The 17,598-nt window shown below is 56.8% G+C and carries 13 protein-coding genes; 1 reads left to right on the forward strand and 12 read right to left on the reverse strand.

Features of this window, described 5'->3' with window-relative positions; genetic code table 11:
- Positions 1 to 110 precede the first annotated feature (110 nt).
- The 11 genes from cdiI to AC0IW7_RS15325 all read right to left on the reverse strand — a co-directional run bounded on the left by cdiI (position 111) and on the right by AC0IW7_RS15325 (position 16,155).
- Complete coding sequence (gene cdiI / locus AC0IW7_RS15275; RefSeq protein WP_471819143.1) at positions 111 to 479, reverse strand: ribonuclease toxin immunity protein CdiI; 369 nt, start codon at positions 477 to 479, stop codon at positions 111 to 113.
- Between the two features lie 161 nt (positions 480 to 640).
- Positions 641 to 1,024 carry a hypothetical protein gene (locus AC0IW7_RS15280; protein WP_471819145.1) on the reverse strand — a complete coding sequence of 128 codons (384 nt, stop codon included), beginning with the start codon at positions 1,022 to 1,024 and terminating at the stop codon, positions 641 to 643.
- Positions 1,025 to 1,381: 357 nt separating this feature from the next.
- Positions 1,382 to 1,933 (reverse strand): hypothetical protein, encoded by a 552-nt coding sequence (locus AC0IW7_RS15285; protein ID WP_471819147.1) that lies wholly within the window; start codon positions 1,931 to 1,933, stop codon positions 1,382 to 1,384.
- 98 nt (positions 1,934 to 2,031) lie between these two features.
- Complete coding sequence (locus tag AC0IW7_RS15290; protein ID WP_122495293.1) at positions 2,032 to 2,280, reverse strand: hypothetical protein; 249 nt, start codon at positions 2,278 to 2,280, stop codon at positions 2,032 to 2,034.
- 331 nt (positions 2,281 to 2,611) lie between these two features.
- Positions 2,612 to 2,968, reverse strand: coding sequence for a hypothetical protein (locus tag AC0IW7_RS15295; protein ID WP_471819149.1), 357 nt, complete (start codon positions 2,966 to 2,968; stop codon positions 2,612 to 2,614).
- A gap of 467 nt (positions 2,969 to 3,435) precedes the next feature.
- Positions 3,436 to 3,960 (reverse strand): hypothetical protein, encoded by a 525-nt coding sequence (locus tag AC0IW7_RS15300; RefSeq protein ID WP_471819151.1) that lies wholly within the window; start codon positions 3,958 to 3,960, stop codon positions 3,436 to 3,438.
- Positions 3,957 to 12,563 carry a two-partner secretion domain-containing protein gene (locus AC0IW7_RS15305; RefSeq protein ID WP_471819153.1) on the reverse strand — a complete coding sequence of 2,869 codons (8,607 nt, stop codon included), beginning with the start codon at positions 12,561 to 12,563 and terminating at the stop codon, positions 3,957 to 3,959. Before AC0IW7_RS15305 ends, AC0IW7_RS15300 begins: the two co-directional genes overlap by 4 nt.
- A 132-nt stretch (positions 12,564 to 12,695) precedes the next feature.
- Positions 12,696 to 13,358, reverse strand: coding sequence for a DUF799 domain-containing protein (locus AC0IW7_RS15310; RefSeq protein WP_471819155.1), 663 nt, complete (start codon positions 13,356 to 13,358; stop codon positions 12,696 to 12,698).
- Positions 13,358 to 13,726 (reverse strand): DUF4810 domain-containing protein, encoded by a 369-nt coding sequence (locus tag AC0IW7_RS15315; RefSeq protein WP_471819157.1) that lies wholly within the window; start codon positions 13,724 to 13,726, stop codon positions 13,358 to 13,360. Before AC0IW7_RS15315 ends, AC0IW7_RS15310 begins: the two co-directional genes overlap by 1 nt.
- Positions 13,727 to 13,766: 40 nt before the next feature.
- The gene (locus AC0IW7_RS15320) at positions 13,767 to 14,435 is read right to left on the reverse strand and encodes a CsgG/HfaB family protein (RefSeq protein WP_122496498.1); all 669 of its coding nucleotides are present in this window, start codon (positions 14,433 to 14,435) and stop codon (positions 13,767 to 13,769) included.
- Positions 14,436 to 14,466: 31 nt separating this feature from the next.
- Positions 14,467 to 16,155, reverse strand: coding sequence for a ShlB/FhaC/HecB family hemolysin secretion/activation protein (locus tag AC0IW7_RS15325; protein WP_471819159.1), 1,689 nt, complete (start codon positions 16,153 to 16,155; stop codon positions 14,467 to 14,469).
- Between the two features lie 403 nt (positions 16,156 to 16,558).
- Between AC0IW7_RS15325 and AC0IW7_RS15330 the strand changes: the two genes are divergently transcribed.
- Positions 16,559 to 16,726 carry a DUF2897 family protein gene (locus AC0IW7_RS15330; protein WP_122450515.1) on the forward strand — a complete coding sequence of 56 codons (168 nt, stop codon included), beginning with the start codon at positions 16,559 to 16,561 and terminating at the stop codon, positions 16,724 to 16,726.
- A 15-nt stretch (positions 16,727 to 16,741) separates the two neighbouring features.
- Here the strand turns inward: AC0IW7_RS15330 and AC0IW7_RS15335 are convergent, their stop codons facing one another.
- Entirely contained in the window at positions 16,742 to 17,584 is an 843-nt protein-coding gene (locus AC0IW7_RS15335) for an EamA family transporter (RefSeq protein ID WP_471819161.1), read from the reverse strand.
- Between the last annotated feature and the right edge of the window lie 14 nt (positions 17,585 to 17,598).

Consider the following 17,598-nt stretch of genomic DNA (forward strand, 5'->3'; position numbering starts at 1 on the left):
AACTAATAATTTGGCCAGCCCTAGCCATAGCTGATAAATAAAATTATCCCCTATTTTGGCATTTGCTTTTCCAAAAGCCGCAGCAGCTGACTTATAAATATCTACCTCGGTCAAATAGGGAATAGAGCTCCCTCTAAAATAACCTCCACTTTTTTACGATCCTCGGGGTGCAACTCCAAATATTTATCGCATGCTAACCGTATATATCTAGCGCAACCATCTTCACTTACAACAATGGTATTCTCTATTCCGGGAGGATAGCCATAGGAAAACTCAACCCCTTCAAAGTTTTCCTCTTCAAATAAACTATCAAGATCTGGGAAACTACAGGAGGCTCCATCCGTGCTACAGCCCCACCGCTTCACGATTAGCTCAAGAGCCTTAATGAAGTGCCCATCATGATACATTCGATCAAAGTAACCCTTTACTACCCAGCAGGGGTCTGATTCGTCGTAAGGCTGGCCAAATAACTCTAGCATTTTCAAACTCACTGTAAAAAGGGGCAGATTTATTAAACGACTGGTACTGCCCCCTTTCAGGGGTGTCCGAAATATCGGGGGTGGTTCAATCCGTCCCCTTTTCCCCCGCAAGTTAGAGCAACCTAATAAATCTGCCCACTTTTTTCAGCCCCTTTCTTTACTTATTTTTCTTTACGCAACCTTTCCGCCAATACGCAGTACGGGACATCAACACCGTCGACATCAACTAATAAAGAAGGCCACCTTTTTCCGAATTCAAAAGCGACTTCCAAGCATAAATCGCGCGATTTGGGCGCGTGATCTAGTCGCATTTCTATTATCGCTCTAGGCGCTCCTCTTAAATACGCCTCCCAACCTAACAAATTTTCCTCATAAAAATCTCGAAATTCATCTTCATATATTAACCCAACCCAAACGGTCGATTCATCACATGCGACCGAACCGCGAAATGGACGAATTAAATCACCGCCCAGAGAATTAATTAGTGAATGAAACTCCTCTTCTGTAACTTCATGAGAGGAAACGATCATTGCTGAGTCACTCATTACAACCCCCCTCTGCTTTTCCCGTAAGCCATAAGTTCTTCCATGCTACTCACAACTTTTATACCAGCATTTCCGTAAGCCCTTATTTGCTGTGCACTAGTTACATTTGGCGCAAATAAAACAACTTCCTTCCTTTCTGGATTAAGCAACTTGTTGTTTTGCAGCTTTTTTCAAGAAAAAGGGACAGATTTATTAAACCAATCTAATTTCGGCCGCCCCGGCCCTCGCCTTTCAACTCGGAGCCCTGATGGATGTTCAATTTCATGAACAAACCGATCAGTTCCTGTAAACTGCCCGTGCTGGATGCTGGGTCCATCTAGCTCGTAAATTACAGCTGTTTAATAAATCCCCCATTTCTCATCCATAATATTTTAGAAACTCCTTCGCCATCAGACCTTCCGAATTCGTCCCTTTGGCCAAACTCAAAAAATCGTCAAAGGAAATGAATTCTTGATTTAAGTATTTACAAAACCCTGATTCTGAGGCGGCCTCTTTGACCGCGATAACACCAAACTCCTCAAACGCACTTTCAAACGCAACCCAATCGAAGCTTTGATTAAATAGCACGATAGGATATCCGACCTTCCCACAAAAAAAATCAAGGGAATTTCTGGACAGCCACTCGATTTTCGCCTCAGATTTCTCCCGATCCACGCAAAAAAGCAAGTTTTCAGCAATCTCGCTGCCCGAAAACTTCACTAATAGATCGGTTTCATAATCGATGTAGCTTCGTAAAGCGAGGCCCTGAACGAGATCCGTATAGCCCAAAAGTGGCCTCTCGAAGAACCAAAACTTATACGTTTCTCCCTTGAAAAGGTTTAGAGGTAAATCTTTTTTAAAATCAACTATGGTCGAAAGCTTATTAATCAGATAGGTCGTTTCCGCCAAGCCAATTTGGGTAGCAGACATTTCCTTCTCCAGAAATCTGATTTCACTAATAGCTCGTTTTTAAATAATCGAAATGAACGGTGCGAAAAATGGGAAATAGTGCAATACCCCAATTTTTCTCACTCCCCTCTTCCCTCCGCCTTTTTTCTAAGCTCAGCTAATAACGCAAGAAAATCATTCTCGGTGTATTCGAACTCAGCTCCTTCCTCCATAGCTATAAGCGATAACAAAATCATGTCGAGCTTTTTGGAAATTTTAATGTCTGGATCTTGATAGATGGCCAACGCCTCTTTCGATACTGATTGAATATCAAACCCACCTTTAACCGCTAAGATAAGCCTTTCTACGATTATTTCTTCAGCTTTCATCGTTGCCCCCAGCTGTTTAATTCCGCGCCAGTTGGTGGATAGTGCTGAGCGTACACCGTTTGGCCGTTTATGCTTTTCGGATGCAAACGAATTACGGCTCCCGAATGGTCATAGCTTTCCATCCATCGTCTAGTGGAAAAAAAGGGGACAGATTTATTAAACTACTCTATTTCGGCCGCCCTGGCCCTCGCCTTTCAACTCGCAGCCCTGATGGATGTTCAATTTCATCAACAAACCGATCAGTTCCTGTAAACTGCCCGCGTTGGATGCTGGGTCTATCTAGCTCGTAAATTAGAGCTGTTTAATAAATCCGTCGCCTTTCCCCCTTCCTTTAGAGCTCATATTTAACTATCAACCTTGCCGCTTCATCCGCTTTAGCCGGATACTTCTCAGCGAGCGCCAACAACGATTCCTTGATAGCGTGACGAACCACGTCCACGCTGTACGCCCTATATTCAGGCACTATTCCGCTGAAGCTATTATCCGCTGAAAAACTATAGAGTTCACTTCCAGCGTAATTTCCTTCATAGCCAAACTCCCATCCTGGATCGCCCAATAGGCCATTTCGCACAGTCAAGAGCCTCGCCAACAAATCATCCATACCAAAATCAGCATATTGTCCAACTGCAGACCAGAGCACCCAAAACAACAAGTCTCTAGAATCACCTGGAAGAGATCCCCACTTCATTTAATCACTCCTACTGGGAAAGCTGTGGGAACATACATCTCGCCATTTCGAATGCTTATCGGAACTTCAAATCTAATATTGCCTACAACCACCTGCTGTGATGTATTTCCCGTGATCTGATATTGAACCAGAGCTCTATGAGCAGCTTCATTTGCCATGCTCGGCATATTTTGATACATCTTCGGATCATATACTGTCTTCACAGCATCCTTGGTTGATTTCGGCAGTTGATATTCAATGCGATTGTATAAAAGGGGACAGGTTTATTAAACTGCTCTAATCCGGCCTCCCTGGCCTCCCCTTTCAACCCACAGCCCTGATAGATGCTCAATCTCATCAACAAACGATCGACTCCTGTTAACCGCCCGCACTGGATGCTGGGTCTATGTGCCTCGTAATTTAGAGCTGTTTAATAGAATCTCCCCATGTTCCTGAGCAAATAACTGAGTGATGTAGCTTCGAAGCAGCTAAATTTCCAGATAAAAATATTTAGCGTGAATTTGCCAAGACACCTGTCCGCCCCCCAATGAATCGCTTAAAGAGCCTTCTAAAACGTATTCCGAGGAATCCGGACTGTCTTCTACCTCCAAATTTTGGAAGTTGGAACCTTTCAAATACATTACACCGTCCTCAATGAAAGCATTTCCAAATGTGTTTTTTTTTGCTGAAAATACCTCCTCGAAAACGAACCAGCAGCCGCCCACGTACTCGTATTTCAATATTTCCTTACTTATAGTTTTATCGAAATATTTTACTAGCTCACCCGTACCCTCAACCCGCGCTTCCAACAAATCATTATCAATTTTACATTCACTAAATTTATTTCTGGTCCAAGGATCATAAAAATACCGTCTTGGAAATAAGTCCCGGCACTCAGGGCCGACTCCAAGACCACCTTCCACATATATTTTCAACTGCTTTTCAGAACTTAAAAAACCCCCATAAACGGCTAAATACGCATCTAACAAATCAAAACTAATATTTATAATCATCTAATTCTCTCCAGGACTATGGTGCGCATACTAGAAAGATCCAGAACAGGTTTTACCCCGTCGGATTGCATAAATGTTTGACCGCTAAAGCGCTCATCCAATCGCCCAGCGTCTTGTACAACCTTAAGATTAATTGACTCTAAGACTTCTGGAGCAGGTAGTTTTCCGTACGGGTTTCTTGCATTCGCATTGATGTAAATTTTTCCGCCGACTTCCAACACGCGCGATGCCTCTGGCAAGAAATCCATCATAGTCCCTCCCGGCCCCATATAGGGGTTTGTAGCTACAATCTCTCCCAAAGACTCGTTTCTAAATGGCAGTTTCGTTGCATCAGCTCTGATCCCTGATTCTATGTCAGGACGTATGTCTATATTTATAGCTCCTGGTGTCTGCGCATTTTTACCACCAAATAACTCAACAATGGGCTTTCCAGAGCTCGTCACTTCCTTGATCGTAGAAGGAAGTTTAATCCCAGCCAACCCGCCATCGATAGCTAGCCCTATACCAATGCCAATGGCGGCACTCGTGGCTGCGTTTTCTCCAACAACGTCTAGGCCACGCCCTTGCATAATATGCAAGTTGTCGAGATATCCCTTCATGCGCATTTCTTCGGGGAGGCTCAGAACCGAGTTCCATGCATCCTCAATATCTCTTACTGCGCAGGACGGGCAATTCGCAGCTCCCATTGCCCACAGTGCTGTTTTAGAAAGGCTGCTAACGCTACCCTCGACAACGCCCGCAGCGCCTTCTGCGCTGCCCTGACCTTTGGCGTTAAGCACCGCCTGCATATAACGCCCGTCACGCTGAAAGCTGAGCGGATCTACGAGTGATACGTTCTGGAGGAGTTTTTGCAGAGCAATTTTGTCGCTGAAAAGCTCCACCAGCCCAACGCGTTCGTCGTTGTAATCTGCCAAGGTGACTTGAAATAACTGATCATTTTTCGACTGACTTAGCTCAGCTCTAAGGTAGCCGGCTGCCCGGCTGGTTTTCCCATCTTCCTCCGTCAAAACGGTGTTCCAGCCACGGTCAACCATCGCGGCGGCGGTGCGCAGAAGCTCTTTTCTCGCTTCATCCACAGTCAAACCATTTGCTTCGGCGAATTTTTTCACCCTGGCATCGTCACTAGCGAACTCAATCTCGTCGGGGTGGAGTTGGCGGTTGTAGCTTTCTACCCCCGAAGCTGTGCCGCCTGCTGTAATTTGCCCAGAACCGTTGCTTCCACTGGCCGCAACCGCGCCAACACCAGTAGCTACCAACTTGCCGAGTGCATCTTGATCGGTCTCGCTCAGCCCACTGTTTTTCAATGCATTGGCAATAGCCGGCATTAGGGCCGCTGAAGAACCGGCGCCCAGCGCTCCTTCGGCAACATTTCCCCCGGCGAGTCCTTGCATTGCGCCTGCGAGGGCGTGGAGCAACACGCGCGCAGCGCCTCCTTCACCCCAAGCTTCGGCCATTGCGGTATCGCCGGCATTCACAGCATCACGCTTTTTCTGCGCCGCATAATTGCCTATGGCGTTATACGTATCTGCGGCTGTCGTGTTAGCGACAATACCGACCGCAGTGCCGCCACTGGTGCCACCAAACCCGGCTGCTATTAACCCAGTCATCACATCGGCGATGACTCGTTTATCACCTCCGGCCTTCCATGCGTCAGCCTCATTCTGCGCGGCTACGGCGGCGGCTTTCTCGTCATCGGTTTTAGCCTTGCTGGCCTTCTCACTCGCTTCCTTCTGCTTAGCTGCCGCGACGGTATTAGCGATGCTCTCGCCCAATTCAGCGGTGCTCTGGATCAGGTCCATGCGCTCCTGCATGGCCTTCTGGTCGGGCTTGTCCAGTGCCTGATTGGCGTTGGCGGTATCGCGGTTGAGGCCGACCAAATCCTTGGCACCGTCTGCGCTGCGCACGGTGATACTGCCTTCGCTTACAGCGCTGCGAGTGGCGCTGTGGTCGTTCTCGGTGAGTTGTAGCGGAATGCCCCCGCCCATGCCCGAGCTGCCCTCAACGGGGGTATTTTTTTTGGTTGCGCCGTCAGAGCTGTAGGAGGCGCTGATGCTGGCCGCTTGGCTTGTTAGCTCGCTGCGGTTTTTGATGTCGCTGACTACAAGTCGGTCCGTACTCAGCAGGTTTTTGCCGGCGCTTGCTTCGCTGGCAATCACTGCGCCGTGCAGATCCGTGGTTTTGCCGACAATGATGTTGTAGCCGCCTTTGCCGGCAAACAAACCGCTTTGGTCCATTACTGCTTCATAGGCGCTCTTGTTTTGGCTGGCGGCAATGTTGGCGCTGCCGCTGACGGTGGAACCGTAGCAAATGGGCGGCACGCAAATGCTCATGCCTATGCCACCGCTTACTTGCTTGTTTTTGCTGTTCTCTTCGTCTTGGCGAGATGCAATATTGAGGTTGCCGCCGATTTGCGCATTGAGGGTTTCAGCATGGACTTGTGCGCCCGCCACGGTGGTGTCTTGGCCGCTGCGCAAGACCAAGGTGCCGGTATCTAGCGAGCTGTTGACCTGCTCTACCGAATTGCCGGTGCCTTTGCCTTTTGCGGCTTGCGCGCCGAGGTCGATAGTAAAGCCGTTCTGCTCGCCGATATTGAAGCTGGCACCCACGCTTACGCGGTTGGTGCTGTTTTTGTTTTCCCACTCGGCGCTGTTTTGCGCACTCTCCAAGGTGATGTTGCGCTTGGCTGCCAGTAGGGTGTCTTCAGCGGTCAGGCTACTGCCAACAACGTGGATATCGCCCTCGGTATTGGCACCCGTTGCCACGATGGACAGGCTACCGCCGCTAAGCAGAGAAGCTTGCTTAGCGGTTTCGCTGCTGTACTCGCTCATGTTTTTACTGTGGGTGGACGCTACTTCGGTCCCGATCTTGATTAACGAGCCGCTGCTGTTTGCTGGCTTGCCTTCGGAGATATTCGCCGCTGCGGTGTCACCGGTGTTGTAAGCGTTGTAGGCCGACAGCCCGGCTTGGGCAATTTTGACGGCTTTTAGGCGGCTGTCGTCGGCATCCTTCGCAGCTTGTAAGTCATTGCGAATACTTTTTGCAGCATCGACGATCTGGCCGCCAACCACTCGGCCTACAGCCAAGCTGCTAGAAGAGTCTTTGCTGCTCTGCTTGGCCGTTTCTATGCCCGCCGCAATCGTAACGTCCGAACCGGTTAAGGTCAGATCTTTGGTGCTAACCAGATCGCTGGCGACGACATCCAGTTTGCGCCCCGCCGTGAGGCTGACGCTGCCTTCGCTGGAGCCGATGGTGCTGCCGGATAGCGTGGTTTCGGCTGCGCTGCTGTTGCCCTTTCCATTGCTAATGGAGAGGTGTTGTTTGCCGGTGATGTCGTCCAGGCCCAGGTTGTTGCCGGTAAGAATGCCGGTGAAGTCACGGCTCTTGACCTTGTATTTCTCTTCACGATCAAAGGTGTTGGTCGCGGCATCCACTTTCAGATCGCGGGCGGCGACCAGTTCGACGTCATGCGTGCCCACGACACCGGAGCCCGTAACTTGGGCATCTCGCGCGGCTTGAATCGAGACGTTATCGCCGGAAATCAGGCTGCCGACAGCTTGCGTGCTGGTCTCGGATACGTCATTGGCGGCTTTGCCGGACTTGTATCCACCCCAGCTGGTTTTACTGGTTTTTTGGTTCTGTAGGCGTTGAGTCAGGTCGGATACCGCGCCAATTTGAACATCGTTACCCGCCACCAGACTGACGTCCGCTTTGGTCGACTCAATCGTGCTGCCCATCACCCGAATATCGTTTTTAGCGATAAGAACCGCATCACCTTTGCTAGTGATGGTGGAGCCGACGTTGGTGATCTGCGTCTGCTCGGTGAGTTTGGACTTCTCGCTACTCGACAAGAAGCCACTGCTCTTTTTCTTCTCATACGCGTAGCTGTAATCCTCGTTCTGCGCAGCCTCCAACTTGAGGTCGCCTTTGGCATACAAATACGCTTCCTGCCCGGCATTCACCTGACTGGAAATCAGCGTGGTATTTGCTCCTGAACTACTGGTGAAGTTGCCGCCAGCGTCGATTACCGAACCGACCTGGCTGACATGGTCTTCGGTGCGCGCGGTCTTGCGGCTGCCGCCTTTGTGTTTGCCGTCGTAGTGGCTTTCGTTGGCCGCCGCGCCGATGGTGAGGTCGCCGGCGGCTTGCAGATCAACATCGCCTTTCGCCTTGACGCTGCTTGCCACTACAGCGAGGTCTCGCCCCGTCTCAGCCGTCAAATCCCCTCCCACCTCGACCACCGAACCAAACTGCTTCACCTGCTCGCGATTGCTATACCCCTTGCGATTGCGGTTGTTGGCGACGTCGGTCTCGCTCTGGCTAACGATCAGCAGATCGCGCCCGGCACTGAGCTCGGCGTTGCCGCCGGCCTTCAGGTTGCCGCCCTGGTTAACGATGTCGCGCCCTGCGGACAAGGTCAGTGCATTGCTGGCTTCGATGCCGGCGGCGTTGTCGACGAAGTCTTCGCGGCGTTCGAAGCCTTTTTTGGCGGATTGGTGGGTGGTGACGCTGCGTTCGTTGGTGATGTCGCCGGTGAGGGCGATGGCGCTGACGTTTTTGCCGGCGATGATGCCGCCCTGGGCGTTGCGAATGCTGTCGGTGGCGAGCAGGGACAGGCGTTCGTTGGTTTGCATCAGGCCGCTGTTGGTGATGCTGTTGGCGCTGACGTTTAGGGCATTAGTGGCGCGCAAGGTGCCGCTGTTGCTGAGGTCGCTGCCGGCGATCAGGGTGACGTCGCGGCCCTGAATCAGGGCGCCGGTGGGCGCTATGCGGTCGGTGGCCTGGGCGAGGTAGAGCACCGGTACCAGCACTTTCTGGCCGTTCACTTCTTGCTCTTGCATCCACACGATGTCGTGGGTGAGCGCGGCCACTTGCTCGGCGCTCAGGGCAATGCCGGGCACCAGGTTGAGCGCGGCTTTGCTGGCGATGGCGTTGTCCATCAGGTATTTGAATTGCGCTTCGTCGGAGGCCAGGCCGTCGAGGAAGCGTTTGCCGGTGCGCTGGACAATGGCTTGTTGCACCAGACGTTGTTCGTACAGGCCGTCGCCGAGGCGGCGCTGGGTCACGTCCTGGTTGTAGCCGATGATGTTGAGCAAGTAGTCGGAGCTGAGAAAGCCACGCAGCGTGGCGAACGCCGGGTTGGTTTCGATCAGGTACGGGTGGCTGTTCTCGGTGTTGACGTGGAACAGGCCGTTTTGCCCTTGGGGCAAGGTGAAGGTGGGCAGCGTGACCGCTTGTTGGGTGGTGTCGGGCGGTAGCTGCGGGTTGATGCTGATGGCGGTGGCGAAGTTGCTGCCGGCGCTGCTGGTGTCGGCGGTGTTGCCACCGGCAACGTAGGCGAAGGTGGGGCGCACTACGCTGCTGTCGAAGTCGGCCTGGGCGGTGATGTCGACCGTGCCGGCTGTCTGGATGATGCCGGAGTAGCTGAGGTCGCCGCTGGGCATTGGGGTGATGACGCGGAAAGCCTCGTTCTCGCGTTCGGTACGGCCGATGAAGTGGGCGAGCGCGGCAATAAGGCTGTTGGAGTCGACGCTGCTCTTGTTCCAGTACGTGGCGGTGAATTGCTGGGCTTCGCGTTGCCAGCTGCCGATGTTGTCGGTGCGCTCGGATTTGAACACGCGATACGTGCGCACTTCGCCGGGTTCGATGCCGGTGTTTTGCAGGTTGGCCACACGCACGGTGAGGTCGCTGCCTGCGCTGATGGAGCTGCTCTGGTTGGTGAGCGTGGTGCCGCGCAGGTTGAGCGTGCCGCCTGCGGTGAGAGACGACGCAGCGGTGCTGTCGGCGCTGACGGCGAGGCGGTCGAATTCTTCTATTTCCCACACGCCATTGCGCTTGCCGTCACAGTCACTGGCGCCGTAGTAACGGCTGCACGGCAGCTCGGTAATGCGAGCGCTGTATTTGCTCTGGGTGGTTTTCAGCACGTCGCGGATGTTGCTGATGGTGGTGGCGTGAATGCTCAGGTTGCCGCTGCTCTCGAGGGTGCCGGAGCGGTTTTCCACCAGGGTGGCGGCATCGCCGGCGTCGTTGGCGGCGATGTCGAGGTTGCCGAGGCTGTATACATCGGCCAAGCGGTTAACAAAGCTCCCGGTACGCAACGCCATATCCGCGCCGCTGAAGATCAATCCGCCGTCGTTAAGCAAGCTGTCGGCTTCGATGCGCAAGGTGGTGGCTGCGCCAAAGGTGCCGTAGTTGTTGAGGGTGTTGGCGCGTGCGAGCAGGCGTTGGGCGGCGGTGATGTTGCCGCGGTTGATGAGGGTGCCGCCGATGCTGAAGTTGGCATCGCCACCGGCTTTCCACTGTGCGTGTGCGCCGGTGTCGACGCTGGCGGCGATTACGGTCAGGTCGCCCTGGCTGAGCAGTGCGCCGTTGCCGCTGTAGGCGCCGGTGAGGGTCAGGCTGAGGGCGCCGTCGGTTTCGATGCTGCCGTCGTTCTGCCAGGTGTCGCCGGTGGCGGTGATGCTTTGTTTGGAGAGCAGTTTGCCGGTGGCGGTTTGGCTGAAGTTGCCGACGTTGAGGCTGATGCTGTTGGCTTGCAGCTGGCTGGTGTTGGTCCAGTTGGCGACGTTGAGGGTCAGGTCGCCGTTGGTGATAAAGCTGCCGCCTGCGTTGCCGACATCGGCCAGGGCCAGGGCGAGCTGGTTGCCGAGGTGGCGCACGGTGCCGAGCTGGTTGCTGAGGCTGGCGCTGGTGAGGCTGAGGGTGGCGTTGCCGACTTCGACCAGGCCGCCATCGTTGCTGAACAGGCCGCCTATTTCGAAGGCGCTGGTGCCGCTGCTGCCGAGGGCGCGCAGTTTGCCGCCGCTGTTGCTGACGCTGCCGGCTTTGAGCTGCAAGGCGGTGGCGGATTCGACCAGACCATCGGTGTTGTCGAGGTGGCCGCCGAGGTTCAGGCCGACGGTGTTGGCGCCAACGGTGCCGTCGCTGTTGTTCAAGCTGGCGGCGTTAACGGTGAGACCGGTTTTGGCCAGCAGGCTGCCGGCCTGGTTGCTGACGGCGCCTGCGGTGAGCGTTTGTTGGCCTTGGGTGGCGGCGATGCGGCCGGCGTCGTTGGTGAGTGTTCCGGTGGTGGTGAGGTTGACGCTGTCGCCTTGCAGGTTGCCGGCGCTGTTGTCGGTATCGGTGGTGACAACGGTCAGCGTGTTGCCGTCGGCCTGCACGGTGCCGCCCGCGTTGTTCAGCGTTTTGGCGGTGAGGGTCAGGCCGTCGGCTTTGCTCAGCAGCAGGCCGTCGGCGCTGTTGTTGAGGGTGTCGGCCAAGGTGAGGCTCAGGGCTTTGTTGCTGGCGAGGGTGCCGGCGCGGTTGTCGAGGTTGTCGGCGGTGACGGTGAGGGTTTGCTGGGCGACGAGCTTGCCGCCACGGTTGTCGATGGTGGTGGCTTTTACGCTGGCATCGCCCACGGCGACGATGGTTTTGCCGGCGTTGTTGAGGCGTTGCAGATCGGTGTTCAAGCGGCCTTGGGAGCTGACGCTGCCGTTGTTGTTTAGCGTGCCGCCTTGGATATCGAGCAGTGCGGCGCTGTTGCCGCTGCCGTCGGCTTTTACGCCGGCTTCGAGGCTGCCGTTGTTGGTGATGGCGGCGCTTGTGAGGCTGAGGTTGGCGCCGCTGGCGAGGCTGCTGGCGATGTCGATCTGGTCGGCGGTCAGCGTGGCGTTCTGGCTGGCGTAAACGCTGTCGGTGAGGTCGATGTGCTTGGCATTGGCGCTCACGCTGCCGGCACTGGCGACGCGCGCAACGGTGAGTTTGCCGTTGGCGTCGATATGAATATCACCGCCGCTGGCGGCCATGTCGGCGGCGAGTTTTACGCCCACGCCGGCCTCGGTACCGACCAGGCGGATAGCGCCGGCGTACATGCCGCCCAGGGCGGAGCTGTCGATGGCGAGCATGGGCTTGGTGCTGCCGTCGTCGGCTTTGGCGGTGGCGGCCAAGGTGGTTGCATCCACCTCGTTGCGGCCGGCGATGATGTTCAGGCGCTGGGCTTGCAGCTCGGCGTTGAGTTTGGCGCTGCGGGTGATGAGGTCGAACTGGCTGATGTTCGAGGCGTTAAGGCCGGCGCCTTCGATGTTGATTGCGCCGCCGTTGACGTCGAAGTGGTCGAGCTTGCCGTTGTCGATGACCGGCGTGCCGGTGGTGAGTGTGGCGCGCGGCGTGTTGATAAAACCGCAGCCGTCGCAGGTGATGCCGTGGGGGTTGGCGACTACGACATGGGCGCCCTGCCCGGCCACTTCCGTATAGCCCTTGAGCTGGCTCTGATTGCCGCCGGTGACTTCGTTGAGGATCAGGTTCGCGGCACGACCGTTAAGGTTGCTGTTGCCGAGAATGACGCCGCCCAGTTGGGTTTCGTTGAACGCCGCGGTGCCGTTGTTGAGGATCAGGCCTTGCTGGCCGACGTTGTAGTCGGTGAATTTGTTGTGGGACAAACCGCTGCCGTTAGGCGTGGCGATGTTCACCACCGGCACGCCATTTTGCGCATTGCCAAGGCTCGTGTTGCCGCCCGCTGCCGCGTCCACCGTCAGCTCTGCAGCGGTGCTGACAATAGGGTTTAGAAACATCACCCCCATCAGGATGCAGGCGATGTTTTGGAACAGCGGGCTACGAACGTCCATTTCGGTACTCTTTTATCGGTGTTTGAAGGGCGCTACCGGTGAAGGCGTTGCCTCACTTCCAAGGTGCGTAGGCGTGCGCACACCACGCCCGCGCAGTGCGCTGCGGGGCGGTGTTTGCAGCACATAAACGGGTTAGTCGCTTTGGTACTTGGGCGAACGCGGGCCATACAGCAGGCCTGAGCCTTTGGCCGTGGAGAGCAGCCTGCCGCTGGTGGTGCCAGCGATGGGGTACGCCGCATCGTCCATGGAGCTGTTGATGATCTGCGTGACGGCAGCCGTCACCAGCATGCCAACCAGCCCGCCTCCGGAGTTGTTGTTACCTTCGTTGCTGGAGGCCGTGGCCGAACCGGTCCACAGCGTGGTGCCGGTTTTCAGGTCGACCAGCTTGGCGCTGGCGGTCACGGTGGTGGCACTGCTCAGAATCAGGTACTGGGTGCCGTACTGGCTCACGGTGATGTACAGGCCGGCATCGGCGCCGAAAATCTCGTGCAGTTTGGCGGGGGCCACCTGGTGGGCATCGTTGGCGGTGCTCAAGCCGTTCTGGCGAAAGGTTTCATCGGCCAGCGCGACCGGCACCACGTAGTAACCGGCTTCGGCGAGCGGCACGGTGACTTGCGCGAGCACGCCGTAGGTGGCTTTCACGTCGGGCGACTCGTTTACCGGCGGCAGAACCAGAATGGAGCGCGGCCGCGCTTGTTTGTACGCCGAATAATCGAGGCTCTTGGGCGGTGCGACGCAGCCGCCCAACAGTGCCAGTGCCACAAGCCATGCACAGGTGCGGTAGGTGCGCGCCATTATTTAACCTCCGAGGTTGTTTTCTTCTTCATCAAGAAGTCCATGTAGGGCGCCGACTCCGGGAACAGTGCCTTCTCGTTTTCAAACGAACGCATCGTCAGCACTTCGTCGCCCTGGCTGGAATACAACATGCCCATCTGCGCGTAGAAACCGGGCGGTATCGCGCCGTTTTTTGCCTGGATTTTCTGCAGATCGGCTTTCAACACCTCGAGCTGCGCTTCGGGTGAACCTCCGTTGAAATGCTCGCGCAGTTGGGGTTGGTAGTTGCCCCACTGGTACAGCGCTGGCTGCTGTGCGCAACCGCCCAATGCCATGCTGCCGACCAGCAACATGGCGGCCATGCCCCGCCCTGAAAACGTCAAATTCATTCCCTGCTTTCCCTGTTTTAAATGCTTCAGTTGCTCAGCGTTACGGCTTCCATGCGCCGCTATCGACTGCGCCTACGAGTTTGTCCACCGCTTCACGCATGGCCAGGTCGAGCACCTTGCCGTTCAACGTGGAGTCGTAGCTGGCGGTACCACCAAAGCCCACCACTTCGCGGTTGGAGAGCGAGTACTCGCCGGCGCCCTGGGCCGAATACACCACTTCGGAGGTGGAGATGTTGACGATGTTGAGCGCTACCTTGGCGTAGGCAACCTGGGTTTTGCCGCGGCCCAAAATGCCGAAGAGTTGGTGGTCGCCCACTTCCTTGCGACCGAACTCGGTCACATCGCCGGTCACCACGTAGTCGGCTCCGCTCAGGCGCTGAACCTGGCCTTTGATTTGGGCTTCCTGAAGGGTTTCGCCCATGTTGTCGCGGTCCAGAACTTTGAAGCGGTTGCTCTGTTGCAGGTGGGTGATAAGGATGGTTTTGGCTTGGCTGCCCAGACGATCCACACCATCCGAGAACACGCCGCGCATGTAGCTCGAGCGGTTATCAAACTTGCCCACGGCGATTGGGCTGCGGGCGCCGTTGTAGGCGGTGGTGGCACTGACTACTTGCTGCACAGGCACGCTGCGCGAGGACTCGGTGGCGCAGCCGGCCAGCCCCATTACCAACAGCGCCAGCAGCGCTGGAGAAGCCACGGTTTTATTCATCAACATGCGGTGAAACTCCCTGGGTAAACGGTTAGAAAAAAAGGTCGACGCGAAAATAGATGGGGTGCTCCTGGCGCTCGATGGCGTCGGGGCGTTCCAGCGAGCGGGCGAAGGTGACGCTGGCCGCTACGTTGCGACCGCGCGTGCTGAACTCCACGGCGTTGCCGGACAGGCGCCCGTGTTGCGCGCCGTTGTGGCCGTTGCCGTGAATCACGCCGAGGTCGTAGGCCAGCGCCACGCCGTATTCCTGCAGGAACGGGCGCAGTGGTTCGAAAGCGATGGGCCGGCGCCAGCGCACCTGGTTGCGCCAGTAGGCGCCGCTGTCGCCGGACAGTGATTGCTCCTTGAAGCCGCGCACCGAGCTGAGGCCGCCCAGGCTGATGCGCTGCGGGCTGAACAGCACGTCTTCACTGCGCTGGCCGTTGACCAGGCTGTCGACGCTGAAGTTTTCGTTCCACAGGGTGAAGGGCTGCAGGTAGCTCGCGGTGAGGCTGTATTTGTTGTAACGGGCCACCGGCTGGTTGCGGTGCGGATCACCTTCGCCCTGGGCGTCGAATGCGCCGGTGCCTTGCTGCCAGCCGACGTCGAGGTTGACGAAGGCGTTGCCGATGCGGCGGCCGTGGTTGAGGCCGAGCTGGTTTTCGGTGAGGCGTTGGCTGGAGACGTCGATCAGGTTGTTGTTCAGGTAGTTGCGGGTTTGCAGGTGCGAGACGCCAAAATTGGCGGCGGTCTTGCTCACGTCGTCGCGGTGCAACACGCGTTCGGCGCGCAGGCTATGGGTTTTGCTGTCGCCGTCAGAGCCGAACACAAAGCCCGCGCCGGCGCTGCGGGTGCGGTAGTAGCTCTGGCTGTAGCTGTAATTGAACGACCACCAGCCGTACGGCACGTTGTAGCCGACGCTTTGGTTGGCGGAGTGTTTCCAGTGATCGCTGACGGTGTCGCCACCGCCGCGCAGGCTCAGTTGGTCGGCTAGGCCCAGCGGGCTGTCCCAGGTGAAGCCGGCGCCCCACTGCTGTTCGCCGGTCGAGGTCTGGCCGTCGTTGTGGCGGTTGAGGTTGGCTTGCCACGGCTTGCCGCGCTCGCCTTGCAAGCGCACGCGGCTGCCGCCCACTTCGCTGCCGGGCACCAGTTCCATCTGCGCCGGGCGCGACGGCAGGCGATTGAGTTGGTCGACCAGTTGCTCCAGTTCGCGCAGGTCGAGCACTTCACCCGGCGTGCCAGGGAACGCCATGTTCAGCTCACGCGGGCTGGCGATGGCGGAAGGCTCCAGCCCTTCGAGGCGACCTTCCACAACGAGCACTTCCAGCGTGCCGTCGGCCAGGTCTTGCTGGGGCAGGTAGGCGCGCGAGGTGACGTAGCCGTGGTCGAGGTAGTACTGGGTGATCGTTTTCAACAATGCGTTGAGCTGCGTGCCGCCCAGGCATTGGCCTTGGTAGGGGCGCAGCAGTTCGGCCTGACGGCTGGGGGAAATCAGCGTGGCGCCTTGCAAGGTAATGCGGGTGATGGCGAAGCACTGCTCGTCCGGGTTGATGGCCGGCGCGGTGGCCTCGGCACTTTTGCCTGGCAGTTGTTGCAGGTCTTGAAGGCGTTGTTGCTGTTCTTGCAGGACTCGCTCCTGACGGTCGCGGATCAGGTCGCGGTCGGCTGGCAGCTCGGCAAATGCGGTGGAAGAAACAGCCAACAAGGTGCAGAGCAGCACCCTAAAACGTAGCGCAGGCATAAGCCTTCAATCCCTTGAAGAATAAGGTTTGGAAAAGCGAAGGCGCGGATTAAACAGGACACGCAAAAATTTGGCGACGCTTTATTGACCGAATGGCCACTATTGCGACATCACGCACAAGTCGGATAGCGAATGGCTTACATCGCGTAAGCAATTGGTACGTTAGTGCGCCGTGCAACCGTTGCGGGGCGGGGATTTCAGCGGGTTTGGGGTTGTGGTCGAGTGAGGGCAAGTAGGATTAAGGGCATCGCGGCTGAAGCCGCTCCTACGGGGTTGTGGGTGGCTGGGCTGAGGCGTTGCGAAGCAGCCTTCAATACATTGGCTGAACGCTCTCAAGGGCGGATGATCCAACCTGCACAGCGGTTGGCATCTCTGCCCCGCGTATAAAGTTAAGGAGAACGTTATGCCTTGGTATGCCTGGCTGATTTTGGCGTTGGCGCTTGGCTCGATCGTCGGCGGCTTGATGATGTTGCGCGACACGGCGAAGAAGCTGCCACTTACGGATGAGCAGCTAAGAAAGGTCCATGAGCGCAACGCGGAGATGGACGCCAAGGAAGCCCAAGACCGCTAACCGGCGGTCACGCGTTCAGGCCAGCCGCAGCACCACGGCGCCAGCAACGATGATGCTGGCGCCGACGATGCGCGCGGCGCTGAGCCGTTCTTTTAGAAACAGTCCGGCGATCAGCACGCCGAACAGAATCGAGGTTTCCCGTAGCGCCGCGATCACCGCGACCGGCGCCAGGGTCATGGCCCACAGCGCCAGGCCGTAAGAGGCTAAGGTGCCGAACGCGCTGACTACTCCCATCCGCCAATACGTTGCCGCGTAGGCCACGAACGCGCGCCTGCGCATCAGCAGCACCCAGCCGATTAACACCAAGCCCGTCAGCAGAAACAGCCACAAGGTGTAGGCCGCCGGGGCGCCAGAGCGGCGAACGCCGAGGCCGTCGACCAAGGTGTACGCGGCGATAACGCCGGCGTTGAGCAGCGCCAGCAGCAAGCCGAGCCGCTGGCTGGGCGTAGGGCGGACAGCCCGGCGCGAAAACGCCATGGCCAGAATGCCCAGGCAGATAAGCCCGATACCGAGCAGCGCCAGCGGCGGCAAATGTTCGTGAAGAAAACCCACACTGACCAGCGCCACCAGCAAGGGCGCGGTGCCGCGCATGATCGGGTAGGTCTGGCTCATGTCGGCCAGGTGGTACACCCGCGCGACCAAGATGAAATACACCACCTGCAAACCCACCGACGCGCCGATATACGGCCAGCTCGCCGCTGCCGGTTGTGCAAGCCAGGGCAGCAGCAACAGCGCCATCACCGCGCCGCAGCCGGTGAGCAAGACGGTGCTTAACAGCTTGTCGGTGCCGCCTTTGACGATGGCGTTCCAACTGGCGTGCAGCAACGCGGCGAACAGCACCACCAAGTAGACCGACAAACGTGCTCCTTAAC

The organism is Pseudomonas sp. AC229 (assembly GCF_979254655.1).

Coding starts and splice junctions, on each gene's coding strand:
- AC0IW7_RS15310 (WP_471819155.1), bottom strand. CDS start 13,358: ATGGCGCGCACCTACCGCACCTGTGCATGGCTTGTGGCACTGGCACTG.
- AC0IW7_RS15290 (WP_122495293.1), bottom strand. CDS start 2,280: ATGAAAGCTGAAGAAATAATCGTAGAAAGGCTTATCTTAGCGGTTAAA.
- AC0IW7_RS15300 (WP_471819151.1), bottom strand. CDS start 3,960: ATGATTATAAATATTAGTTTTGATTTGTTAGATGCGTATTTAGCCGTT.
- AC0IW7_RS15330 (WP_122450515.1), top strand. CDS start 16,559: ATGCCTTGGTATGCCTGGCTGATTTTGGCGTTGGCGCTTGGCTCGATC.
- cdiI (WP_471819143.1), bottom strand. CDS start 479: ATGCTAGAGTTATTTGGCCAGCCTTACGACGAATCAGACCCCTGCTGG.
- AC0IW7_RS15325 (WP_471819159.1), bottom strand. CDS start 16,155: ATGCCTGCGCTACGTTTTAGGGTGCTGCTCTGCACCTTGTTGGCTGTT.
- AC0IW7_RS15305 (WP_471819153.1), bottom strand. CDS start 12,563: ATGGACGTTCGTAGCCCGCTGTTCCAAAACATCGCCTGCATCCTGATG.
- AC0IW7_RS15285 (WP_471819147.1), bottom strand. CDS start 1,933: ATGTCTGCTACCCAAATTGGCTTGGCGGAAACGACCTATCTGATTAAT.
- AC0IW7_RS15295 (WP_471819149.1), bottom strand. CDS start 2,968: ATGAAGTGGGGATCTCTTCCAGGTGATTCTAGAGACTTGTTGTTTTGG.
- AC0IW7_RS15320 (WP_122496498.1), bottom strand. CDS start 14,435: ATGAATAAAACCGTGGCTTCTCCAGCGCTGCTGGCGCTGTTGGTAATG.
- AC0IW7_RS15280 (WP_471819145.1), bottom strand. CDS start 1,024: ATGAGTGACTCAGCAATGATCGTTTCCTCTCATGAAGTTACAGAAGAG.
- AC0IW7_RS15315 (WP_471819157.1), bottom strand. CDS start 13,726: ATGAATTTGACGTTTTCAGGGCGGGGCATGGCCGCCATGTTGCTGGTC.